The sequence below is a fragment of the Streptomyces anulatus genome, from assembly GCF_014650675.1.
Classification (GTDB): Bacteria; Actinomycetota; Actinomycetes; order Streptomycetales; family Streptomycetaceae; genus Streptomyces; species Streptomyces anulatus.
In genome coordinates, this window is sequence record NZ_BMVK01000006.1 from 242,076 (window position 1) to 263,485 (window position 21,410).

Annotated in this window: 20 protein-coding genes; 4 read left to right on the forward strand and 16 right to left on the reverse strand. The window is 73.9% G+C overall.

The annotated features are described in order from the left end of the window. Positions 1-390: 390 nt before the first annotated feature. The 7 genes from pheT to infC all read right to left on the reverse strand — a co-directional run bounded on the left by pheT (position 391) and on the right by infC (position 8,012). Entirely contained in the window at positions 391-2,904 is a 2,514-nt protein-coding gene (gene pheT / locus IE272_RS17530) for a phenylalanine--tRNA ligase subunit beta (protein WP_190007235.1), read from the reverse strand. Beyond that, positions 2,904-4,043 (reverse strand): phenylalanine--tRNA ligase subunit alpha, encoded by a 1,140-nt coding sequence (gene pheS / locus IE272_RS17535; RefSeq protein ID WP_050359452.1) that lies wholly within the window; start codon positions 4,041-4,043, stop codon positions 2,904-2,906. The genes pheT and pheS overlap by 1 nt, the downstream gene beginning before the upstream one ends. A 116-nt stretch (positions 4,044-4,159) precedes the next feature. Next, positions 4,160-5,338: a sensor histidine kinase gene (locus IE272_RS17540; RefSeq protein WP_050359453.1), complete on the reverse strand. Its 1,179-nt coding sequence runs from the start codon at positions 5,336-5,338 to the stop codon at positions 4,160-4,162. A 172-nt stretch (positions 5,339-5,510) separates the two neighbouring features. Beyond that, complete coding sequence (locus IE272_RS17545; RefSeq protein ID WP_050359454.1) at positions 5,511-6,356, reverse strand: TrmH family RNA methyltransferase; 846 nt, start codon at positions 6,354-6,356, stop codon at positions 5,511-5,513. Positions 6,357-6,489: 133 nt separating this feature from the next. Continuing rightward, positions 6,490-6,873 (reverse strand): 50S ribosomal protein L20, encoded by a 384-nt coding sequence (gene rplT, locus IE272_RS17550; RefSeq protein WP_007457565.1) that lies wholly within the window; start codon positions 6,871-6,873, stop codon positions 6,490-6,492. 107 nt (positions 6,874-6,980) lie between these two features. Next, a complete protein-coding gene (rpmI, locus tag IE272_RS17555) occupies positions 6,981-7,175 on the reverse strand; it encodes a 50S ribosomal protein L35 (protein WP_003970213.1) in 195 nt (64 codons plus the stop codon). 120 nt (positions 7,176-7,295) lie between these two features. Beyond that, positions 7,296-8,012, reverse strand: coding sequence for a translation initiation factor IF-3 (gene infC, locus IE272_RS17560; RefSeq protein WP_190007303.1), 717 nt, complete (start codon positions 8,010-8,012; stop codon positions 7,296-7,298). Positions 8,013-8,382: 370 nt separating this feature from the next. Between infC and IE272_RS17565 the strand changes: the two genes are divergently transcribed. Next, on the forward strand, positions 8,383-8,745 hold the full coding sequence (locus IE272_RS17565) for a DUF1844 domain-containing protein (RefSeq protein WP_018959482.1): 363 nt from the start codon (positions 8,383-8,385) through the stop codon (positions 8,743-8,745). Positions 8,746-8,833: 88 nt separating this feature from the next. Here IE272_RS17565 and IE272_RS17570 read toward each other — a convergent pair whose 3' ends face one another. The 3 genes from IE272_RS17570 to IE272_RS17580 all read right to left on the reverse strand — a co-directional run bounded on the left by IE272_RS17570 (position 8,834) and on the right by IE272_RS17580 (position 11,095). Then, positions 8,834-9,547 (reverse strand): MIP family channel protein, encoded by a 714-nt coding sequence (locus IE272_RS17570; RefSeq protein ID WP_050359455.1) that lies wholly within the window; start codon positions 9,545-9,547, stop codon positions 8,834-8,836. Positions 9,548-9,664: 117 nt separating this feature from the next. Beyond that, positions 9,665-10,393, reverse strand: coding sequence for an SseB family protein (locus IE272_RS17575; protein WP_056703151.1), 729 nt, complete (start codon positions 10,391-10,393; stop codon positions 9,665-9,667). A gap of 96 nt (positions 10,394-10,489) precedes the next feature. Beyond that, positions 10,490-11,095: a TetR/AcrR family transcriptional regulator gene (locus tag IE272_RS17580; protein WP_190007236.1), complete on the reverse strand. Its 606-nt coding sequence runs from the start codon at positions 11,093-11,095 to the stop codon at positions 10,490-10,492. A gap of 65 nt (positions 11,096-11,160) precedes the next feature. On the opposite strand from IE272_RS17580, the gene IE272_RS17585 reads away from it, so the two are divergent. After that, complete coding sequence (locus IE272_RS17585; protein WP_190007237.1) at positions 11,161-12,111, forward strand: DMT family transporter; 951 nt, start codon at positions 11,161-11,163, stop codon at positions 12,109-12,111. Positions 12,112-12,142: 31 nt separating this feature from the next. On the opposite strand, the gene mycP is transcribed toward IE272_RS17585, so the two are convergent. Then, positions 12,143-13,327, reverse strand: a complete 1,185-nt coding sequence (gene mycP / locus IE272_RS17590; protein WP_190007238.1) for a type VII secretion-associated serine protease mycosin — start codon at positions 13,325-13,327, stop codon at positions 12,143-12,145. After that, entirely contained in the window at positions 13,324-14,145 is an 822-nt protein-coding gene (locus IE272_RS17595) for a hypothetical protein (RefSeq protein ID WP_056703143.1), read from the reverse strand. The genes mycP and IE272_RS17595 overlap by 4 nt, the downstream gene beginning before the upstream one ends. Before the next feature lie 1,347 nt (positions 14,146-15,492). Here IE272_RS17595 and IE272_RS17600 point away from each other — a divergent pair. Further along, positions 15,493-16,695, forward strand: coding sequence for an amino acid deaminase/aldolase (locus IE272_RS17600; protein ID WP_057661714.1), 1,203 nt, complete (start codon positions 15,493-15,495; stop codon positions 16,693-16,695). Between the two features lie 27 nt (positions 16,696-16,722). On the opposite strand, the gene IE272_RS17605 is transcribed toward IE272_RS17600, so the two are convergent. Both IE272_RS17605 and IE272_RS17610 read right to left on the reverse strand, forming a co-directional pair. Then, positions 16,723-17,688, reverse strand: a complete 966-nt coding sequence (locus tag IE272_RS17605) for a DUF2510 domain-containing protein (protein ID WP_190007240.1) — start codon at positions 17,686-17,688, stop codon at positions 16,723-16,725. Positions 17,689-17,737: 49 nt separating this feature from the next. Continuing rightward, entirely contained in the window at positions 17,738-18,673 is a 936-nt protein-coding gene (locus IE272_RS17610) for a LysR family transcriptional regulator (protein ID WP_050359463.1), read from the reverse strand. Positions 18,674-18,743: 70 nt separating this feature from the next. Here IE272_RS17610 and IE272_RS17615 point away from each other — a divergent pair, with 70 nt between their 5' ends. Further along, positions 18,744-19,949, forward strand: a complete 1,206-nt coding sequence (locus IE272_RS17615; protein ID WP_190007241.1) for a TDT family transporter — start codon at positions 18,744-18,746, stop codon at positions 19,947-19,949. Here the strand turns inward: IE272_RS17615 and IE272_RS17620 are convergent. Next, the gene (locus tag IE272_RS17620) at positions 19,888-20,598 is read right to left on the reverse strand and encodes a helical backbone metal receptor (RefSeq protein ID WP_190007242.1); all 711 of its coding nucleotides are present in this window, start codon (positions 20,596-20,598) and stop codon (positions 19,888-19,890) included. The two genes, IE272_RS17615 and IE272_RS17620, sit on opposite strands and share 62 nt — an antisense overlap. A 204-nt stretch (positions 20,599-20,802) precedes the next feature. Beyond that, positions 20,803-21,348 carry a helix-turn-helix domain-containing protein gene (locus tag IE272_RS17625; RefSeq protein WP_050359465.1) on the reverse strand — a complete coding sequence of 182 codons (546 nt, stop codon included), beginning with the start codon at positions 21,346-21,348 and terminating at the stop codon, positions 20,803-20,805. Positions 21,349-21,410: the final 62 nt, after the last annotated feature.

A 21,410-nucleotide genomic window follows, 5' to 3' on the forward strand; every position in this document is an offset into this window, starting at 1 on the left:
GCCTAGTGGAGCACGATTCACACGGGGTGTGAACGGAATGCCCGAACCCTCCTGCTGTGCGCTCTGCCGCGCGGCTCCCGGGCTCGGTTGAATGAGCTCCCTCGCAAGAGGCGGCCGGGTCGTCGGCTCCCCCTCGTAACGGCCAACGACCCGCACCCGCGCCGTCCGCGCTGCTGACCTGCCCGACACTCCGAGGCAGCGCGGACGGCGCCCGGACCGCACGGCCCACTGACCGACGACGAAGGAGGGTGGCTGCGGAACGGAGGCCGGAACCGCGTTCCTCCCGGTTCCTGCTCCTGGTCCGGCGTGTGGTCCCTCCGCCGCTCGGCGGGATGGAGAAGGGGCGTATCCGGTGGCCGGATACGCCCCTTCTCAACGCCGTGGCACGGGCTACGCCCCGCGCAGCACCGCGCCCGTACGCTCGGCGGCCAGGGCCACCGCGCTGTCGCGGGCGGCCGACGCCTCCTCGACGGTCAGCGTGCGGTCGGCGGCGCGGAAGCGCAGCGCGTACGCCAGGGACTTGTTGCCCCCGCCGATCTGCTCGCCGGTGAAGACGTCGAACAGCCGCAGCGATTCGAGGAGTTCACCCGCGCCCTCGCGCAGTGCCCGCTCCACGTCGGCGGCCGGGACGTCCCCGGCGACGACGAGCGCGACGTCCTGGGTCGCCACCGGGAAGGTGGAGATCCCCGGCGCCCGGAGCGCCCCGTCGACGGCCCGCTCCAGCACGTCCAGCTCGACCTCCGCGGCACAGGTCCGCTCGGGCAGGTGGAGCGCCTTGATCACGCGCGGGTGCAGTTCGCCCGCGTGTCCGAAGAGGGTCTCCTCGCCGTCCACGGTGACGTACAGCGCGGCGCAGCGGCCCGGGTGCCACGGGGCGTGCCGGTCGGCGCGGACGATGACCTCCACACCGGCCTCCGCGGCGATGGACCGGGCGGCCTCGACCGCGTCCGCCCAGGTCGCCGGGGTGCCCTTGCCCCACCAGCCGGACTGCTCGCGGGCGCCCGCGAGGACGACGGCGGCGCGGCGCGGCTGACGCGGCAGGGCCGCGTCCAGACCGGCGATCTCCTCGTCGGTGGGACGGCGGTCGACGGGGAGCCGGACTGCCGCGGTCTCCTCGCCGGTCGGCCGGAAGACCAGACCGGTCTCGAAGAGCGCCAGGTCGTGGCTGCCGCGGCCGTCGTTGCGCCGCAGGGCGCCGAGGAGGCCCGGCAGCAGCGTGGTGCGCAGCGCCGGCTCCTCGTCGGAGATCGGGTTGACGAGCTTGACCGTGCGGCGACGGGCGTCGTCCGCCTCCAGGCCCAGCTGGTCCAGGACCGCGTCGCCGATGAACGGGTAGCTCAGCGCCTCGACGTACCCGGCTCCGGCCAGCACCCGGCCGATGCGGCGGTGCAGCCGCTGGCGGTCGGTGAGACCGCGGCCCGAGGGGGGCGTCGGCAGGGTGGAGGGCAGGTTCTCGTAGCCCTCCAGCCGGATGACCTCTTCGGCGAGGTCGTTCGGCTCGTTCAGGTCGGGCCGCCACGACGGGACCGTGACGATCAGCTCGTCCTGCCCGTAGACGTCGCAGCCGACCTGCTGGAGGCGGCGGACGACGGTCTCGCGGCCGTACTCCACACCGGCCACCCTGTCCGGGTGGTTCGCCGGCATCGCGATGGTGCGCGGCGCCGACGGGGAGGTGATCTCGGTGACCCCGGCCTCGGCCGTGCCACCCGCGAGGAGGACCAGCAGGTCCACCGTGCGCTGCGCGGCAGCGGCGGCGGCCTGCGGGTCGACGCCGCGCTCGAAGCGCTTGGACGCCTCGGAGGACAGCTTGTGGCGGCGCGCGGTGCGGGCGATCGAGATCGCGTCGAAGTGCGCGGCCTCGATGACGACCTCGGTGGTGAGGGCGTGCTCGCCGTCCGCGTCGGCGATCTCGGTGTTGGCGCCGCCCATGACGCCCGCGAGGCCGATCGGCCCCCGGTCGTCGGTGATGACCAGGTCCTCGGCGTCCAGCACGCGCACGGTGCCGTCCAGCGTGGTGAGCTTCTCGCCCTGCGCGGCGCGGCGCACGCCGATCGTCCCCTCGACCCGGGTGCGGTCGTAGGCGTGCAGGGGCTGACCGAGCTCCAGCATCACGTAGTTGGTGATGTCGACGGCCAGCGAGATGGGCCGCATCCCGGCCTTCTGGAGGCGACGCCGCATCCAGATCGGGGAGCGTGCCTCCGGCTGGAGACCGGTGACGGTGCGCGCGGTGAACCGGTCGCAGCCGATCGGGTCACTGATCTTGACCGGGTAGCCGTACGCGTTCGGCGCGGGCACGTCCAGGAGCGCCGGGTCACGCAGCGGCAGCCCGTACGCGATGGCGGCCTCGCGGGCGACACCGCGCATCGAGAGGCAGTAGCCCCGGTCCGGGGTGACGGCGATGTCGAGGACCTCGTCGATGAGCTGGAGCAGCTCGATCGCGTCGGTGCCGACCTCGTGCTCCGGCGGCAGCACGATGATGCCGTGCGTGCCGTCGTCGCCCATGCCGAGCTCGTCGGTGGAGCAGATCATGCCGTGCGAGGTCTTGCCGTACGTCTTGCGGGCGGCGATCGCGAAGTCGCCGGGCAGGACCGCGCCCGGGAGGACCACGACGACCTTGTCGCCGACCGAGAAGTTACGGGCGCCGCAGACGATCTCCTGCGGTTCGCCGGTGCCGTTGGCCGTGCCGACGTCGACCGTGCAGAAGCGGATGGGCTTCTTGAAGCCCTCCAGCTCCTCGATGGTCAGGACCTGTCCGACGACCAGGGGGCCCTTGAGGCCCGCACCGATCTGCTCGACGGTCTCGACCTCGAGGCCGACGGAGACGAGCTTGGCCTGGACGTCACGGCCGGTCTCCGTCGCCGGCAGGTCGACGTACTCCCGCAGCCAGGAAAGCGGGACGCGCATCAGATCTCCATCCCGAACGGCCGGGTGAACCGGACGTCACCCTCGACCATGTCTCGCATGTCTTCGACGTTGTGGCGGAACATCAGCATCCGTTCGATGCCGAACCCGAAGGCGAATCCGCTGTACTTCTCGGGGTCGACGCCGCAGGCGATGAGCACCTTGGGGTTGACCATGCCGCAGCCGCCGAGCTCGATCCAGCCCTCGCTGCCGCAGGTGCGGCAGGGCCGGTCCGGGTTGCCGACGGACTCGCCGCGGCAGACGTAGCAGACCATGTCCATCTCGGCGGACGGCTCGGTGAACGGGAAGAAGTTCGGCCGCAGCCGGGTCTTCATGTCCGGCCCGAAGAGCGCCTGGACCATGTGGTCGAGGGTGCCCTTGAGGTCGGCCATGGTGAGGCCCTCGTCGACGGCGAGCAGCTCGATCTGGTGGAAGACCGGGGTGTGCGTGGCGTCCAGCTCGTCGGTGCGGTAGACCCGGCCGGGGCAGACCACGTAGACGGGGGGCTTGCGCTCCAGGAGCGAGCGGGCCTGGACCGGCGAGGTGTGCGTACGCAGCACGACGCCGGACTCGTCGCCCTCGGTCGCCTTGCCGTCGGGCGTGGTGCCCTGCACGAAGAAGGTGTCCTGCATCTGGCGGGCCGGGTGGTCGGGCACGAAGTTCAGGGCGTCGAAGTTGAACCACTCCGCCTCGACCTCGGGGCCCTCGGCGATCTCGTAGCCCATGGCCACGAAGACGTCCGCGACGCGCTCCATGATGGTCGTCAGGGGGTGGCGGGCGCCGGCCGGGGTGCGGTCGTAGGGCAGCGTGACGTCCACGGCCTCCTCGACGAGCACCCGGGCGTCCCGCTCGGCCTCCAGCTCCGCCTGGCGGGCGGCGAGCGCCTTGGAGACGGCTCCGCGGGCCTGGCCCACGCGCTTGCCCGCCTCGGCCTTGGCCTGCGGGGGCAGGGCGCCGATCTCGCGGTTGGCGAGGGACAGCGGCGAGGTACCTCCGGTGTGCGCGGTCTTCGCCTGGGCGAGCGCGTCGAGGTCGCCGGCGGCGGCGAAGGCGGCGAACGCCTCGTCCCGCAGGCGCTCGATCTCTTCCGGTTTCAGTGCCTCGACCTCGACTGGGTCGTACGACTTGTTCGGTGCCGACATCTCTTCCCGTGCTTCCGATTGGCTGGTGGCGCGACCCGGCTCGACGACCGCAGGACGCAAAGGTGCCAAAGGTCGAGTCTAAAGGCCGCAGGACGGTCGGGGCGCCCGCGGGCTGCTCACACCAGGTAGGCGGGCATGCTCACGGGCAGAATAAATCGGAACTCGGCTCCGCCGCCGGGCCCCCGGTCGACGGTGATGGTGCCGCCGTGGGCCTCGACGATGCCCTTGACGATGTAGAGGCCCAGGCCGGTGCCGCCGCGCTTGCTCCCCCGCCAGAAGCGGGTGAAGACACGGCCCATCGACTCCTCGGGGATGCCGGGGCCTTCGTCGCTCACGGTGACAGCCGTTCCCGTCTCGTCGTTCGCCCCCGGCGCGGGTGCCGGGGCGATCTCAATGGTGACGGTTCCCTCGCCGTGGCGCACCGCGTTTTCCAGGAGGTTGCCGAGGACCTGGTCGACCTTGTCGGGGTCGGCCCACAGGTCGGGCAGGGGCCCCCGGGCCCGGACGCGGAAGCGGTCGGGCGCCTGGCCTCCCGCGGTGAGGGCCTGGATGTGGCGGGCGACGGCGGCGGTGATGTCGACGGGCTGGCGGCGCAGCTCCAGGCGGCCGGAGTCGATGCGGGAGATGTCGAGCAGCTCGGCGATGAGCCGGGTGACCCGGCCGGCGTCCGCGTCGACGGTCTCCAGCATCAGCCGCTTCTGGTCGTCGGTGAACCTCTCCCACTTGGCGAGCAGGGTGGCGGTGAACCCCTTGACCGAGGTCAGCGGGGAGCGCAGCTCGTGGGCGACGGTGGCGATCAGTTCGGCGTGGCTGCGTTCGGTACGCCGGCGGGCCTCGGTCCCGCGCAGCGACACGACGACCCGGCGCACCGGTCCGGTCGGCCGCTCGCGTACGTAACGGGCGGAGACCAGCACCTCACGGCCGCCGGGCAGCAGCAGGTTGCGCTCGGGCTGGCCGTTGCGGGTGGCGAGACCGCCGTACGGGTCGGTCAGGGCCCACCAGCGCTTCCCCTTGAGGTCCTCCAGCGGGAGGGCGGTCTCCAGGGGGCGGCCGATCGCGTCGGCGCGGGACGTGGCGGTGATCCGGGCGGCGGCGGCGTTGAAGCAGACGACGTGCCCGCTCTCGTCGGCGACGACGAGACCGTCGGGAAGGTCGTCCGGGTCGATACCGGGGACATCCTGGCCGAGGCCGGAGCCGAGGCCGTCCGGACCGGCCGCCGACCCGTCCGGCTTCTCTTCCGCAGCGCGCGGTGCGGTGGTGTGCGCCGGTCGCGGCGAGCTCATGCCGACAGCCATCTTCCCGTATCCCCACCTCTCGAACCGGTGCAGTGGGCCCCCGAGTTCGTCACCCTACTAGTCGTCGGTGAACCGGCGACACCCTGTGGGGGCGCGGAGGGGAGTGCGCCGGTGGGAGGGGCGCGGGAATGGCCGGGATCGTGTGCTGGCGGGCCCCGGGAGCGGCGCGGTGTTACGCGTCGGGGGCGCGCCGGGGGCGCTGCGCGCGGGCGGAGGCGTACAGGCAGACGGCGGCGGCGGTGGCGAGGTTGAGGCTCTCCGCCTTGCCGTGGATGGGGACGCGGACGACGGCGTCGGCGAGCGCGCGGGTCTCCTCGGGGAGCCCCCAGGCCTCGTTGCCGAAGACCCAGGCGGTGGGGCCGCCCATGGTGCCCGCGTCCAGCTCGTCGTCCAGGTCGTCGGCCCCGGCCCCGTCGGCGGCGAGGATGCGCACCCCGGCGTCCCGGAGGCCCTGCACGGCCTGCTCGACGGGGACGCCGACGGCGACGGGCAGGTGGTAGAGCGAACCGACCGAGGCCCGTACGGACTTGGGGTTGTAGAGGTCGACCGAGGCGTCGGTCAGGATCACCGCGTCCGCGCCCGCCGCGTCGGCGCAGCGCAGTACCGTCCCGGCGTTCCCGGGGTCCCGTACGTTGGCCAGAACGGCCACCAGGGTGGGCTTCGCGGCGAGGATCTCCTCGAACGGGGTGTCCAGGAAGCGGCAGACGCCGATGAGTCCCTGCGGGGTGACGGTCTGGGAGACGTCGGCGAGGACGTCGTCGTCGGCCAGGTGCACCCGGGCGCCCGCGGTGTGGGCGGCCTCGACGATGTCGGCGTACCGGTCGGCGGCCTCGGGGGTGGCGAACAGCTCGATGAGGGTCGGCTCGCCGTCGCCGCCCCGGTGGGCGGCGGCCTCGCGTACGGCCTGCGGCCCCTCGGCGATGAACCTGCGCTCCTTGCCGCGGAAGTTGCGGCGGGCCAGCCGGCGGGCGGCGGCGACTCGGGGGGAACGCGGGGAGATCAGTTCGGGGGTGCCCATGGTCGGCGGCGAGCCTCTCTGCGTACGGCTGTGGCGGTGTGGGGTGTCGTCGGCGGGGTGGGTCAACGCACCGGACCCGCAGGCGGCGTGCGCCTGCGGGTCCGGTTCGCTTACCTGGAAGGGGGTGCCTGGATCAGGCGGCCTTCGGGGCGTTGACGTCGCTCGGGAGGGCCTTCTGAGCGACCTCGACGAGGGCGGCGAACGCGTTGGCGTCGTTGACCGCCAGCTCGGCCAGGATCTTGCGGTCCACCTCGATGTTGGCGGCCTTCAGACCCTGGATGAGGCGGTTGTACGTCATGCCGTTCTGGCGGGCAGCGGCGTTGATGCGCTGGATCCACAGCTGACGGAAGTCGCCCTTGCGCTTCTTGCGGTCGTTGTAGTTGTAGACCAGGGAGTGGGTGACCTGCTCCTTGGCCTTGCGGTACAGGCGCGAACGCTGACCGCGGTAGCCCTTGGCCGCTTCGAGAATTGCCCGGCGCTTCTTGTGGGCGTTGACTGCCCGCTTGACGCGTGCCACTTGTTAACTCCTTGTAGCGGGGCCGTGGGTGTCTTCACACGGCCCGGAAACGAATTGGTCCCGGTGTGATCGAGGTCGTGCCTCCGGGGCGAACCGGAGGCCGAGCCTCACTTGCCGAGAAGCTTCTTGATCTTCTTGGCGTCGGCCGGAGCCACGACGACCGTGCCGGTCAGCGAGCGGGTCTTCTTGGACGACTTGTGCTCGAGCAGGTGGCGCTTGCCGGCCCTCTCGCGGAGCACCTTGCCGGAGCCGGTGATCTTGAAGCGCTTGCTGGCACCGCTGTGCGTCTTGTTCTTCGGCATCGCGCCGTTCTCTCCTCGTCAGTGGCGCCCCTCACGGTGCGGGGCACCGGACTGCAGGGGCGTCAGATCTCTATGGGATTCCGGGGGGACCCGGGGCCGCCTGGATGGCAGCCCCTGAGGTCACGCCTCGGAAGGTGTCTCGGCCGGAGCCTCGACCGCTTCGGCCGGAGCCTCGACGGTGTCGCCCTCGGACGGAGCGTCGGTCGTGCCCTGACGCTCGGCCTTGCGGGCGGCCTGGGCCTCACGGGCCTCGGCCATGGCTTCGGTCTTCTTCTTGTGCGGGCCCAGAACCATGATCATGTTCCGGCCGTCCTGCTTCGGGTTGGACTCGATGAAGCCCAGGTCCTCCACGTCCGAAGCGAGACGCTGGAGCAGTCGGAAGCCCAGCTCGGGGCGGGACTGCTCACGACCACGGAACATGATCGTGATCTTGACCTTGTCGCCCTGCTTGAGGAACCGGACGACGTGACCCTTCTTGGTGTCATAGTCGTGCGGGTCGATCTTCGGCCGGAGCTTCATCTCCTTGATGACCGTGTGCGCCTGGTTCTTGCGCGCTTCACGGGCCTTCATGGCCGACTCGTACTTGAACTTCCCGTAGTCCATGAGCTTGCACACGGGCGGACGGGCTGTCGCCGCCACCTCGACCAGGTCGAGGTCATACTCCTGTGCGAGTTCCAGGGCCTTGGCAAGCGGAACAATCCCGACCTGCTCACCGCTGGGACCGACAAGTCGGACCTCGGGAACGCGAATCCGGTCGTTGATGCGGGGCTCGGCGCTGATGGATCCTCCTCGGTAGCACCACGCGACCGCCTGGCGGACAGCCGCGTAACGTCTTATAACGTCAAGACCAACCGAGCCGGAACCGCAAAAATGCCCCGGACGGGACACAGGCGGGGCTCCAGGAACTACCGGAACACCGCCGCGGTCAACCGCGGGGCGCATCGGACGGCTCCATCGTCCGTACGGAACGATGGGGACCGTCTGACCGGTGACCCGCCGTCCGGTGAGGACGGTCAGGTGGGAGATCGGAGCCTCCACTTGTGGGCCGGGCACATAGATGTCCGGCCGGTCGTTACACAAGGTTAGCAGCCCGGCCCCGGGCGCGCTAATCCTGTGTCTCCCCCGGTATCGCCTCTCCGTCCGCCCCGTCCGGCCCCGAAGGGCTCCCGCGCGCGGGAGGGCGGTGGCCTGGCCTTATCGTGTGGGCATGAGTGACGCGACCCCCAGCAGTGAGAACCCCGGCTTCGACGACATGGCCCGCGACATCGCGGAGGTCCCCGCGGTCGAGGTGATCGTGACGGTCGCCGTCAACCTGATGAGCGCAGCCGCCGTGAAGCTCGGCCTCACCGAGGAGGGTGAGGAGCACAAGGACCTCGACGAGGCCCGCAAGCTGGTCCAGGCGCTGGCCGGGCTGCTGGACGCGAGCGCCACGGAGATCAGCACCTTCCACGCCTCGCCGCTGCGCGACGGCCTGAAGTCCCTCCAGCTCGCCTTCCGCGAGGCCTCGCTGGTGCCGGACGAGCCCGGCCACGGCCCCGGCGAGAAGTACACCGGCCCGGTCTACGGCTAGCCGCCGCCCCTTCCCCGTACGCCAGGAAGCCCGCCGTCCCCCCTTGGGGCGGCGGGCTTCCGCGCGTGCGGCCGGCCGGAGCGGTTCCTCAGATGGCGTCCTCGGTCTCCGCGGGCAGGACGTTGGGGTAGGGGTGGGTGAGCCGGTGGGCGTAGGCGGCGATCGCTCCGCCGACCAGGGGCGCGACGATGAACAGCCAGAGCTGGGAGAGGGCGGCGCCGCCCGCGAAGAGCGCCGGGCCGAAGCTGCGCGCGGGGTTGACCGACGTGCCGGTCAGCGGGATGCCCACCAGGTGGATCGCGGCGAGCGCCAGACCGATGGGCAGCCCGTCGAAGCCGGTGACCGCCACCTTGTGGGTCACCGCGAGGACCACGTAGACGAGCAGGAACGTCAGGACCACCTCGGCGAGGAACGCGCCGCCGATGTTGATGCCGACGGCCGACCGGTCGTCGTAGCCGTTGGTGCCGAACTCGCCGCTGGTCTCCAGACCCGGGATCTGCTTCGCCAGCAGGAACAGCAGGGCCGAGCCGACGATCGCGCCGAGGAACTGGGCCACCCAGCGCTCGACGGCCGTACGGATGTCGATCCGGCCGGCCACATACATGCCCAGCGTCACCGCGGGATTGACATGGCAGCCGGAGATCGGGCCGAGCGCGTAGGCCAGTGCGAGGAGGGTGAAGCCGAAGGTGAGGGCGATGCCCACCGTGCCGAGGTACTCGACGGCGACCACCGCGGACCCCACGGCGAAGAACACCAGCAGCAGGGTGCCGAGGAACTCTGACGCCACGATCCGCTTCTGCATGGAACCACCTCGCGAGCTTGATCGGTTGGTCGGATTTATCCGAATTCCCGACAATTCTCACGGCGGCGGGCGCTTCGCGCGCGTCGGACCGGGACCGGCCCGGAACGGCCCGGGACGTCAGCGGGCGAAGAGGGGCTCCCCCGGTGTGGCCGTGCCGGCCGGGAGAACGGCCAGGTCGAGCCCGCTCACCAGCCGGGCCCGCAGCACCTCGCTGACCGACAGCGCGTGGGCGATGCGGCGGGCCGCGTCGGCGGGCACGGCGTCCGGGGCGAGGACGAGCGCGAGGGTGCCGTCCGCGCTGCCGGGCCCGAGGTGGGCGCGGACCACGGCGGGGTCGGCGGCCACGGCCTCCCGTACGGCCTCGATGACGGCGGGGTCCTGGAGCGGGTCGGTGCTGGTGCGGTTCTCGGCGAGGGCCAGGAGGGCCTGCCCGCTCAGCTCGAAGGCGACGGGCCCGGCGAGGTCCAGCACGACGGTGTCGGCCTTCTCGTGGGCGGCGGCCTGGAGGGCCTGGTGCAGCGGTACGGCGACGGGGCGCGCCTCCGGGTCCCAGAGCGCCAGCGCCGCGGTCGAGGTGAAGGCGGGGAGCGCGCGCCGGTCGCCGGCCCGGAGGGTGGGCACGGCCATGTCGCTGGTCTTCTCACGCCGGAGCCCGTTCTCGTCCTCCTCGACCTCACCGAGCACGGCGACGACGGGGACCAGGAGCCGGGCGTCGCGCAGGGCCGTGAGGACCGGGCCGACGGCGCTCCGGTCGCGGGACCACGCGTCCAGGGCGCTGGTCAGGGCGGGGGACGCCGAGCCGTCGTCGTCGGAGAAACCGGGGTCCGGGATGTTCTTGAGCTCCACGGGACGAGGGTAGTGCCTGGGGTCCCGCCGCCCGCCCGCAGGTGGGGCCGGGCGCGGCGCCGACGCTCCGGCCGCCGTCGGGAGCCGGGTGCGGGCTCAGCGTTCCGCCGCCTCGGCCAGCAGGGCTTCCGCCTCGTCGCGGGCATGGGCGACGGGGTCGGGGAAGACCTTCAGACCGTGGGCGACCAAGGCCCCTTCGTGCAGCAGCATGAGCGTCCGGCCCAGCCGGTCGGCGGCGTCGGGACCGAGGCCCTCGACGTCCCGGGCGAGCCGGGTGAACAGGTCCAGCATCCACTGCTTCTGGCCGGTGATGACCGCGTGCGCCGGGTGGGCCGGGTCGCTGATCTCCGCATGCGCGTTGACCATGCTGCAGCCCTTGGAGCCGTTGTCCGACATCCAGGCGCGCGAGGCGTCGAAGACGGCCCGGATCCGGGCGCGCGGCGCGGACGGCGCGGCGTCCAGGCGCTCGGCGAGGAAGGCACGCCAGCGTTCGTCGCGGTCGGCGAGGTACTCCACGACGATCTGCTCCTTGGAGCCGAATCGGTCGTAGAGGGTCTTCTTGGTCACCCCGGCCTCGGCGGCGATCAGGTCCACCCCGACGGCATGCATGCCCCGGTCGTAGAAGAGCCGCCCGGCGGCCGTCAGGGCCCGTCGCGCGGCAGGGGTCATGGTGATCCGTCGCAACTCCTCCGAAGTGCCCATGGCCACGAGTATACCGATCTGTATAGTCGAGAGCAGGTATACCGATCTGTATAGCGAGGTGCGTCATGAACGTCCTGCTCCCGGTCGCCTTCGTCCTGTGCTGGAGTTCCGGGTTCATCGGGGCCAAGCTCGGCGCCGGCGGCGCGTCCGCCCTCACGGTCCTGATGTGGCGGTTCCTGCCGCTGACGGTCGTCCTGGCCGTGGTCGCGGTGACCGTCGCGCGGGCCTCCTGGCGGGGCCTGGGGGTACGGGACGTGGCCCGGCAGGTCGTAATCGGCGCGCTGTCGCAGAGCGGCTATCTGCTGACCGTCTACTACGCGATCCAGCTCGGGGTCTCCACGGGCACCACGGCCCTGATCGACGGGGTCCAGCCCCTGGTGGCGGGGGCGCTGGCAGGGCCGCTGCTGCGGAGTCACGTCACCGCCCGGCAGTGGCTCGGCCTGTGCCTGGGGGTGAGCGGGGTCGTCGTGGTCACGACGGCCGACGCCTCGGCCGCCGCCGGGGTGGCCGGGTGGGCCTACGCCCTGCCGTTCATCGGCATGCTGTCGCTGGTGGCGGCCACCTTCCTGGAGAGCCGTTCCGCCACCCGGGTGGCCCCTTCGGTGTCGCTGACCGTCCACTGCGCCGCCAGCACCGTGATCTTCACCGCGCTCGCCGTCGGCACGGGGACCGCGCTGCCGCCCGCCGAGCTCGCCTTCTGGGGCGCGGTCGGCTGGCTGGTGGTGCTGTCCACCTTCGGCGGGTACGGGCTGTACTGGCTGATCCTGAGGCGCTCGGGCGTCACCGCGGTCAACACGCTCATGTTCCTGATGGCCCCCGTCACGGCGGTCTGGGGAGCCCTGATGTTCGGGGAGCCGTTCGGCACCCGGACCGTGCTCGGCCTGGCCCTCGGCCTGGTGGCGGTGGTCGTGGTGCACTGCGGGGCTGCCCCGCGCGGCGACGGGCACGCCGGTGGTCCGGCTCGGGATCCGGCCGCCCGCGGGCGGACGGACGCGGTGTCGGGGGCGGCCCGGTGAGACGGTGCGGGCCGGTCGGGGCGCGGTGCGCTCAGCGGCGGCCGGGGGCGCCGTTCCGGCCGCGCCACAGGACGACGGCGACGGCCAGCAGCGCCGCGCCGAGGCCGCCGGCGAGCGGGGCGGCCCAGTTGGCCGTCGCGTCGGCGGTACGGGCCGGGGCCGGGCCCTCGCCGAAGTAACGCCCCCGGTGTCCCGCCGGGGCGGCCTTGGCGTCCAGGTCGGCCGGGCGCAGCCGGGTGCCCGCCTCGATGGCCTCCGCCGGGTCGACGATGCCGTAGCCGCGGGCGTCGTCGCGGCCCTCGGCGGGGGCGTCGCGGGCGGTGTCGGCGAGGAGCTTCTTGATCTGGGCCGGGTCGAGGCCGGGGTGGGCGGCACGGACCAGGGCGACCGCGCCGGAGACGAACGCGGCGGCGGCCGAGGTGCCCCACTCGATGTAGTAGTGCCCGTCCGGGTTGGCGACCACGATGTCGTCGCCGGGGGCGCTGACGGTGGCGTACCAGCGGCGGGTGGAGAACGAGGCGTGCGTGCCGTACTCGTCGACGGCGGCGACCGCGATCACTCCGGGGTAGGCGGCGGGGTAGGAGATCCGGTCCCCCTTCTCGCCGCCGTTGCCCGCCGACGCGACCACCGGGACGCCCTTGGACAGGGCGTACTGGATGGCCGCGTCCTCGCCGGGGTCGGGGTGGGCGGACTTGCTGTCGTCGCCCAGGGAGAGGTTGATGACGTCGGCGCCGTTGTCCGCGGCCCAGCGGATGCCGTCGGCGAGGGCGGTGCCGCGGGACTTGCGGGCCTTGGCGCGGGCCGGGTCCTTGGACTCCAGGATGACCCGGACCGGCAGGATCCGGGCCTCGGGGGCGATGCCGAGGACGCCGTCGGAGCGACCGGGGCCGTTGCCGCGTCCGGCGATGATGCCGGCCATCGCGGTGCCGTGCAGGGCCCAGGAAGAGTCGCCGCGCGCGGCGCCGAAGCCGACGAGGTCCTTGCCGGGGAGCACCTGGCCCGTCAGGTCGGGGTGGGCGTCGTCGACCCCGGTGTCCAGGACGGCGACGGTGACGCCCTGGCCCCGGGTGGTCTTCCAGGCCCGGTCGGTGTGCATGGCGTCCAGGGCCCACTGCTGGTCGCGGATGGCGTCCGCGTGGGCGGGCGCGGCGGGGGTGAGCGCGAGGACGGCGGCGGCGCAGACCGCGGCGATGACGCGGTGGGGGCGTCGGGTCATCGGGGCTGCTCCGTGAGTTCGGCGACGGTCGTGCGCAGTCCGCGCTCCACCCGGTCCGCGATGCCCTTCGCCTCGTGGCCGAGCCCGGCCTGGGCGACGTCCGTCGTGGCTCCCGCGACCATGGCGGCGGGCGCGGGCTGCGGGTCGGCGACGGTGCGCCCGTCCGCGAAGCCGGAGACGGCGAGGACGACGACCGGGATCTCGGTGAGCGGGTTGACCGTCCAGCTGGCGCGCTGCCCGTCGCCGAAGGAGGCCGCGGTCGTGCCCTCGGGAGCGTACGTACGGGGCATGAGGTCCTTGCGCGCGCCGAGCCCCTGCTCGGTGAAACGGGTCCGCAGGGCCTGCATGCCCGGGGCGTCCGCCTCGGTGAAGACCAGGCCGACGGTGGTGACGGCGGAGCGGGTTGCGTCGGTGTAGGTGGCGCGCACCAGCCGTTCGCAGCCGACGGAGCGGAGCGTGGTCAGGAGCAGCGGGTCGAGCCCGTCCTTGCAGGTGCTGTCGGCGGCGACGGCGATCCGGGTCCAGGTGCGGTGGGTGCCGCCGGGCCCCGCGCCCTTGCCCTGGAGGGTGCGCGGGAACAGCGTGTCGACCGGGACGCTGTGCCAGGCGCTGCGTGCGGCGGTGTACGGGTTCCGGGTGGTCTCGGCCGAGGAGTCGCCGGTCAGCCAGGCTCCGGTGGCCGCCCCGCCGATCAGTCCGAGGCCGAGCACGACGCAGGCGGCGGCCGCGACGGTACGCCACCGCTGGCGGGGCCGGACCGGGCGCAGCCGGGTGGTGGTCTCGGCAGGGGTCTCCGGGTAGCCGTAGCGGACCGGCATCTGGTAACCGCCCGGGGGCGGCGGAACGGCTCCCGGCGCGGGCGTCAGGTCGACGGCCCCGACGGGCCTGCGCCGAGTGGCGGCCGGCGGACCGGGAAACACCGGGCTCGCGGCACCCGCGGGGTGCGGGCCCGGGGACGCCGGGTTCGGGCCCGTGGCGGGCGGGTTCGGGCCCGTGGGGGGCGGGCCCGGAGGTGCGGGGCGTGCGGAACCCGCCGAGGGCGGGCCCGGGTGCGTGGGGGGTGCGGAGGGCGGCGCGGACGCGGGCGTCCCGCCAGGTACGGGCCGCTGGGCCGGCGGTGCCTGCGGGACGGGAGGAGCCGGTGGGGCCACCCCGGCGGAAGGGGCAGGCGCGGCCGGGGCAGGAGTTGCCGGGCGGGCCGGGTGGGGTGGCGGATTCTTCCGGGCCTGCGGGACGGAGCGGCGCGGCGCGGCCTGCTGGGCCGGTGCGGCCGGTGGGGCTGCAGCGGCCTGCGGGGCGGAAGCTGCCTGCGGGGTGGGGGCTGCCGGTCGGGCGGAAGCGGTCGGACCGATCGGCGGGGCCTGTTGGGCCGACGGCGCCGGCGCGGCGGGGGCACCCTGCGGAGCGGCTGCCGGGCGGGCCTGCTGGGCCGGTGCGGCAGGGCGGGTCGGCGGAGCCTGCCTGGGCGAGTAGGCCTGCAGGGCCGACGGGGCCGGCGCGGCAGGAGCACCCTGCGGGGCGGAAGCGGCCGGCCGGACAGGTGCGGCAGGACGGGTCGGCGAGACCTGCGGGACCGGTGCGGCAGCACCCTGCGGAGCAACTACCTGGCGGGCCTGCTGAGGCGGTGCGCCCGAGCTGGCCGACGAGGCCTGCGGGGCCGAGGCAGCCGGTGCGGCGGAAGCCCCCTGCGGGGCGGAAGCGGCAGGACGGGTCGGCGGGAGCTGCTGGGGCGACGGCGACGGTGTCGACGCGGCCGGGGCACCCTGCGGAGCGGCTGCCGGGCGGGTCTGCGGGGACGGTGCGGCCGGCGGAGTCTGCGCGGCCGGTGCGGTCGAAGCCCCCTGCGGAGCGGCTGTCGGCCGAACCTGCTCGGGCGGTGCGGTCTGTGAGGTGGGCGAGGAAGCGGGGGCCGCGGGCGTCGCGGGCGGGGTGGTCGGGCGGGGCGGCACAGGGGTGCGCTGTGCTTCGGTACTCATCCGGCCCCCTGCTTACACGTCCTCGTACCGACCACGGATCACCGCCGCTGACAGGCCCGTTGGTGCTCGCGTGCACGTCACTCTACGGGCTGCGGGCGGGCGGCGGGGAACGGGACGCCCCGGTCGGCGGAGGATCTGTCCCGATCGTCCCCCTACCCAGCCGTAGCGGCACTCTGGCAAGCTGCGGCCATGACTGCCCGCGCCGCTGACCGGACCCGCTACAACCGGGCCACCGCCCATCTCGACGCCCCGATCGCGATCGTCGATCTTGAGGCGTTCGACGCCAACGCCGACGATCTGGTGCGGCGAGCGGCCGGGAAGCCGGTCCGGGTGGCGAGCAAATCGGTGCGGTGCCGGGCCCTGCTGGAGCGGGTGCTCGCGCGTCCCGGGTTCGCCGGGATCATGTCGTACACGCTGGCGGAGTCGCTGTGGCTGGCGCGGGCCGGGTTCGACGACGTCCTGCTGGCCTATCCGTCGGCCGACCGGTCCGCGTTCGCCGAGCTGGCCGCCGATCCCAAGCTCGCCGGCGCCGTGACCGTGATGGTCGACGACCACGCGCAGCTGGAGCTGATCGACGCTTCCCGGGCGGGCGGGCGGGAGGAGATCCGGGTCTGCCTGGAGCTGGACACCTCGCTGCGGATGCTGGGCGGCCGGGTCCGGATCGGGGCGCTGCGCTCGCCGCTGCGATCCCCCGCGCAGCTCGCCGAGCTGGCCCGCTCGGTGGCCCGCAGGCCGGGCTTCCGGCTGGTGGGCCTGATGGCGTACGAGGGGCATGTCGCCGGGGTCGGCGACGCGCTGGCGGGGCGGCCGCTGCGGTCCCGGGCGATCCGGCTGATGCAGTCGGCCGCCCGCAGGGAGCTGGCGGTGCGCCGGGCGGAGGTGGTGCGGGCGGTCCGGGCGGTCGCACCGGACCTGGAGTTCGTGAACGGCGGCGGCACGGGCAGTGTGCAGCACACGGCGGCCGAGACCGCGGTGACGGAGATCGCGGCCGGTTCGGGGCTGTACGTGCCCCGGCTGTTCGACAACTACACGTCGTTCACCGGCCGGCCTGCGGCCCTGTTCGCGCAGCCGGTGGTGCGCCGGCCCGGCGTGGGCGTGGTGACGGTGCTCGGGGGCGGCTATCCGGCGTCCGGCGCGGCCGGCGCCGACCGCTCGCCGGTGCCGTATCTGCCGGAGGGGCTGCGCTACGACGCGCAGGAGGGCGCGGGCGAGGTGCAGACGCCGCTGCTCGGCTCCCCCGCCGACGACCTGCTGATCGGCGACAAGGTCTGGTTCCGGCACGCCAAGGCCGGGGAACTGTGCGAGCGCTTCGACGCGCTGCACCTGATCGAGGGCGACCGGGTCACGGCGAGCGTTCCGACGTACCGGGGCGAGGGGCAGACCTTCCTCTGACCCCGGGCCGGCAGGAAACGCGAGGCTTCAGGGGCCGATGGATGCTCCCACGCCACCGCTCGTCGCGCTGTCGCCGAGCGGGCGGATGCCCCGGGTGATCGTGTCCATCAGGGACAGCGGCAGGCCGGGGACCCCGGCGTCGAAGGCGAACCGGACGATCACCGGTGTCTCGGTGCCCACCGAGGAGGGGAAGGCGAGGGACTGCACGAACCCGCCGGGCCCCTTGCCGGTGGTGACCTGCCAGCGCACCAGGTAGCCGGTGCGGCCGGCGACGGTCAGCTCCTGGGCCTTGAGCACCTTGTTGGACGTGATGCCGCCGTGGGTGCGCCGGCCGAGGTCGTCCTCCTCGTAGGCCTTGTCGGCCGCGGTGACGATGTCGGCCTCGGCCAGGGTTCTGGCATCGGTCTCGCCGCCCCGGGCGGTGCGGGTGGTGACCGTGCCGTGGTAGCAGAACGACGCGCCTCCGGGGCAGTCGTAGGACTGCTCGGTGCGGATGGTGGGGGCGTCGTCGGAGGTGCTCTCCGGCTTCTCCCAGCCCTGGGGCACCGGCAGGGTGATCCCGTTGAGCTGGTCGACGAGGACGGCGGGGTCCTCGTCCGGGTCGGCCTCGGCGGAGGACGAGGCGGTGGCCGTGGGGGCGGTGACGGGGGCCGGGGAGGAAGCGGTCGTCGTCGGAGCCGCCGGCGTACCGCCCTCGTCGCGGCCCAGCAGCACGGCGCCGGCGACGGCCGCGCCCAGGACCAGCACCCCGGAGAGCGTGATCGCCAGGACCTTCGTCCGGCTGCCCCCGCCGGATCCGTCGTTCGGACCGCGCTGGTGCGGGAGCGGAAGCGACGGCGGGCCGAACGCCGCGGGTGCGGGCGGCTGTTCCGGTGCGGCGTGGGCGGCGGCGAGCGGGCGGGTGTGCACGGTCCAGGCCGTGCCGTCCCACCAGCGCTCGAAGCCGGGTGCGCCCGTGTCCGGGTACCAGCCGGGCGGCGTCGCGAAGCTCATGCCCCCACTCTAGGGTCCGGCTCCGACACGGCGGCCGGGGTTCGCGGGGTCAGGCATCGCGTCCGGTCAGGGACAGCAGATCGCGGGCAGGACCGGTGGGGCGGTGGCCCCCGGGCCAGACGGCGCGCAGTTGGCGGCGCAGCCGTACACCCGCGATGGGGACCTTGACGAGGCGGCGGGACGACAGTTCCTCGCCGAGGGCGAGTTCGCTCAGGACGCAGGGTCCCGCGCCGCTCTCCGCGGCGCCCTTGACCGCCGTGGTGGAGGAGAGTTCCAGCAGGGGCTGCGCCAGCCCGCCGTGCACGGCGAGCGCCGCGTCCAGGACCTGGCGGGTGCCGGAGCCGTGCTCGCGCAGGATCAGCGGGGTGGCGGCGAGTTCGGCGGGCTGCAGCGGGGTGCGGCGGCGGGCCCAGGGGTGGCTGGGGGCGACCACGACGACGAGGCGGTCGTGGGCGATGACGGTGCCGTCGAGGCCCTCCGGTATCGACAGGCCCTCGACGAAGCCGAGGTCGGCCTCGCCGGTGACCAGGCGGCGGGCGACGGCCGCGGAGTTGCCGACCAGGAGCGAGACCGCGGTGTCCGGCCGCTCCCCGCGCAGGGCGATCAGCCAGCCCGGCAGCAGGTATTCGGCGATCGTCATGCTGGCGGCGACCCGCAGCCGGGAGTCGCGGCGGTCGCGCAGCGCCTGTGCGCCGGCGTCGAAGGCCTCCGCCGCCTCGACGACCCTGCGCGCCCAGTCGGTGACCAGCGCGCCCGCGTCGGTGAGCCGGGAGCCGCGCGGGGAGCGGTCCAGGAGGGCGACGCCGAGCTGTCGCTCCATGGACCGGACACGGCTGGAGGCGGCGGGCTGGGTGATGCCGACGTCCCGGGCGGCCCGCCCGAGGCTGCCGTGCCGGGCGACGGCGAGGAGCAGTTCCAGCGCCCCGAGGTCGGGGACCCGGTGGGAGAGGGGAACGTGGGGTGCGTGTGCGTCGTCGCCGGCCATAAAGCCAGCTTATGACCTCATAGGAACGGAGTCCCTGGTGGGCGGGGGGCCGTCCGCGAAGAATCGTGGCATGGCCATCTTTCCGCAGACCCGGACCGCCGCCCCGCCGCCCTCGGCCGCTCCGTCCCCGCGCCCGGAGTCCCCGCGCCCGGCAGCGGTGGCGTCTTCCGGCTCGACGCGGCTGCCGTTCCTCCGGCACATCGGCCCGAACTGGTACGCGAGCGTCATGGGCACCGCGATCGTCGCGAGCGCCGGCGCGATGCTTCCGGTGGACGTTCCCGGGCTGCGCGCCGCGTGCACCGTCGTCTGGGCGCTGTCGGCCCTGCTGCTCCTGGCCGTCCTCACCGCGCGGGCCGGACACTGGCTCTGCCACCGCGACCAGGCCTGCGCCCATCTGCTGGACCCGGCCGTCGCCCCGTTCTACGGCTGTCTGTCGATGGCGCTGATGGCCGTCGGCGGGGCCACCCTGACGGTGGGCCAGGACGTGGTGGGCGCGCGGGCGGCGCTCGCGGTGGACGTGGTGCTGTTCGTCGCGGGCACGGTGATCGGTCTGGTGGCCGCGGTCGTGGTGCCGTATCTGATGGTCGTACGCCACCGTCCCGCACCCGGGACCGCGTCGCCGGTCTGGCTGCTGCCGCTGGTCGCCCCGATGGTGTCGGCGTCCCAGGGCGCGCTGCTGGTGCCCCATGTCTCCGCCGGGCAGGGGCGCGAGGCGCTGCTGCTGGCCTGCTACGCGATGTTCGGCCTGTCGCTGCTGGCCACGCTGGTGGTGCTGCCGCTGGTCTTCTCCCGGCTGGTCCACCACGGTCCGCTGCCGCTCGCGCTGACCCCGACGCTGTTTCTGGTGCTGGGGCCGCTCGGGCAGTCGACGACCGCGGTCAACCAGCTGGCCGACGCCGCCCCCGGGGCGGTCGGGGCCCCCTACGCCTCCGCGTTCGGCGCGTTCGCCGTGCTGTACGGGGTGCCGGTGATGGGCTTCGCGCTGCTGTGGCTGGCCCTGGCGACCGCGATGGTGGTGCGGGCCGCGCGGAACGGGATGGGGTTCGCGATGACGTGGTGGGCGTTCACCTTCCCCGTCGGCACGTGTGTGACGGGCGCGGCGGGTCTGGCGCGGCACACCGGTCTCGACGCGCTGACCTGGCTGGCGGTCGCGCTGTACGTGGCCCTGGTCGCGGCGTGGGCGGCGGCCGGGACGCGGACGGCGCTCGGGGTCGTCAGCGGAGCGCTGACGGCAGCACCCGTGCCGCCTCGGCCAGCGACGGCCCGTACCACGTGAGCAGCCGCCCGTCGACGAGTGCGGCGGGCAGGGCGGGGAAGGCCTCGGGCCCGTCGTCCGCGGTGAAGCGATAGGGCTCGTCGGGCAGCACGATCAGCTCGGCCCCGGAGGCGTTCAGTTCGTCGAGCGGGATGCGCGGGTAGCGCTCGGCGTGGTCGGCGTACACGTTGCGGACGCCGAGGCGGGCGAGAAGGTCGCCGGCGAAGGTGTCGTGGCCGAGAACCATCCAGGGCCTTCGCCAGATCGGTACGGCGGCGGGGCGCGGCCTCCCGGAGGGCGCGGGCAGCGCGGCCCAGGCGGCCTCGGCCTCGTCCAGCCAGCGGGGCCGGACGAGCCCGCAGCCGTCGACGAGGACGCGGTGCAGTTCGGCGAGGGCCTGATCCAGGGTGCGGACCTCGGTGACCAGGACGTCGAGCCCGGCCGCCCGGAGCGCGTCGAGGTCGGGGGCCCGGTTCTCCTCCTCGTTGGCAATCACGAGGTCGGGGGCGAGGGCGGTGATCGCTGCCACGTCCGGGTTCTTCGTGCCGCCGATGCGGGCGGCGGTGAGGTCCGCGGGGTGCGTGCACCAGTCGGTGACCCCGACGAGCAGCCCGGGTGCGGTGACGGCGACGGCCTCGGTGAGCGAGGGGACCAGGGAGACGACGCGCACGGACGGGCCTTTCGCGGAGAAAGAGGAGGAGGGGGCGGGGGCGGGGTTCGCCACCGGACGGACTCGCCACGGGGTGGGCCCGCCACGGGACGGGCTCGGCCCTGTACGGACTCGGCCCCGGCGTACGGGCCCGGCCCCGTACGGGCTCGCCGCCGGGCGGACTCGCCACCGTACGGACTCGGCCCCGTACGGACTGCGTACAGCTCAGCGGCGCGAGTCGAACGTGGCGTCGATGTGTTCGGCCACCGCGACGACCAGGAGCCGGGTGCCGGGCACGGTGGCGCGCCAGCGGTGGCGGACGCCGCCGGAGAGGAACAGGGTGTCGCCGTGCTCCAGGCGGTGGACCTGGCCTTCGGCCTCGACGTCGACGGCGCCCTCGACGACGTACATCAGTTCGTCGTTGCGGTGCTGGAACTCGCGCCCGAGGTCCGGTTCGCCGCTGAACTCCAGGGCGCTGAGCTGATGCCTGCCGCGCACCAGGCGGCGTACGCCCTCGCCGTCCTCGGCCCGCACGACGTCCACGGCGCGCGCGGAGTCGGCGGCGGCCCGCAGCCGCCCGGTGGTGGTCTCCAGCGCATCGGCGACCCGGTCGAGGGAACGGGCGCTGGGGCGGGCGCGCTCGTTCTCGATCTGGCTGAGGAAGGGCACGGAGAGGCCGCTGCGCGACGCGACCGCGGCCAGCGTGAGTCCCAGGGTTCTGCGCCGTCGGCGGACGGCGGCGCCCACCCGCGGTGTGTCCTTGTCGTCCATGTCCCGGCTCCCTCCCGCCTACGCCATCCTCCCGGTTGCCAGCACCTTACGCACATGGTTGC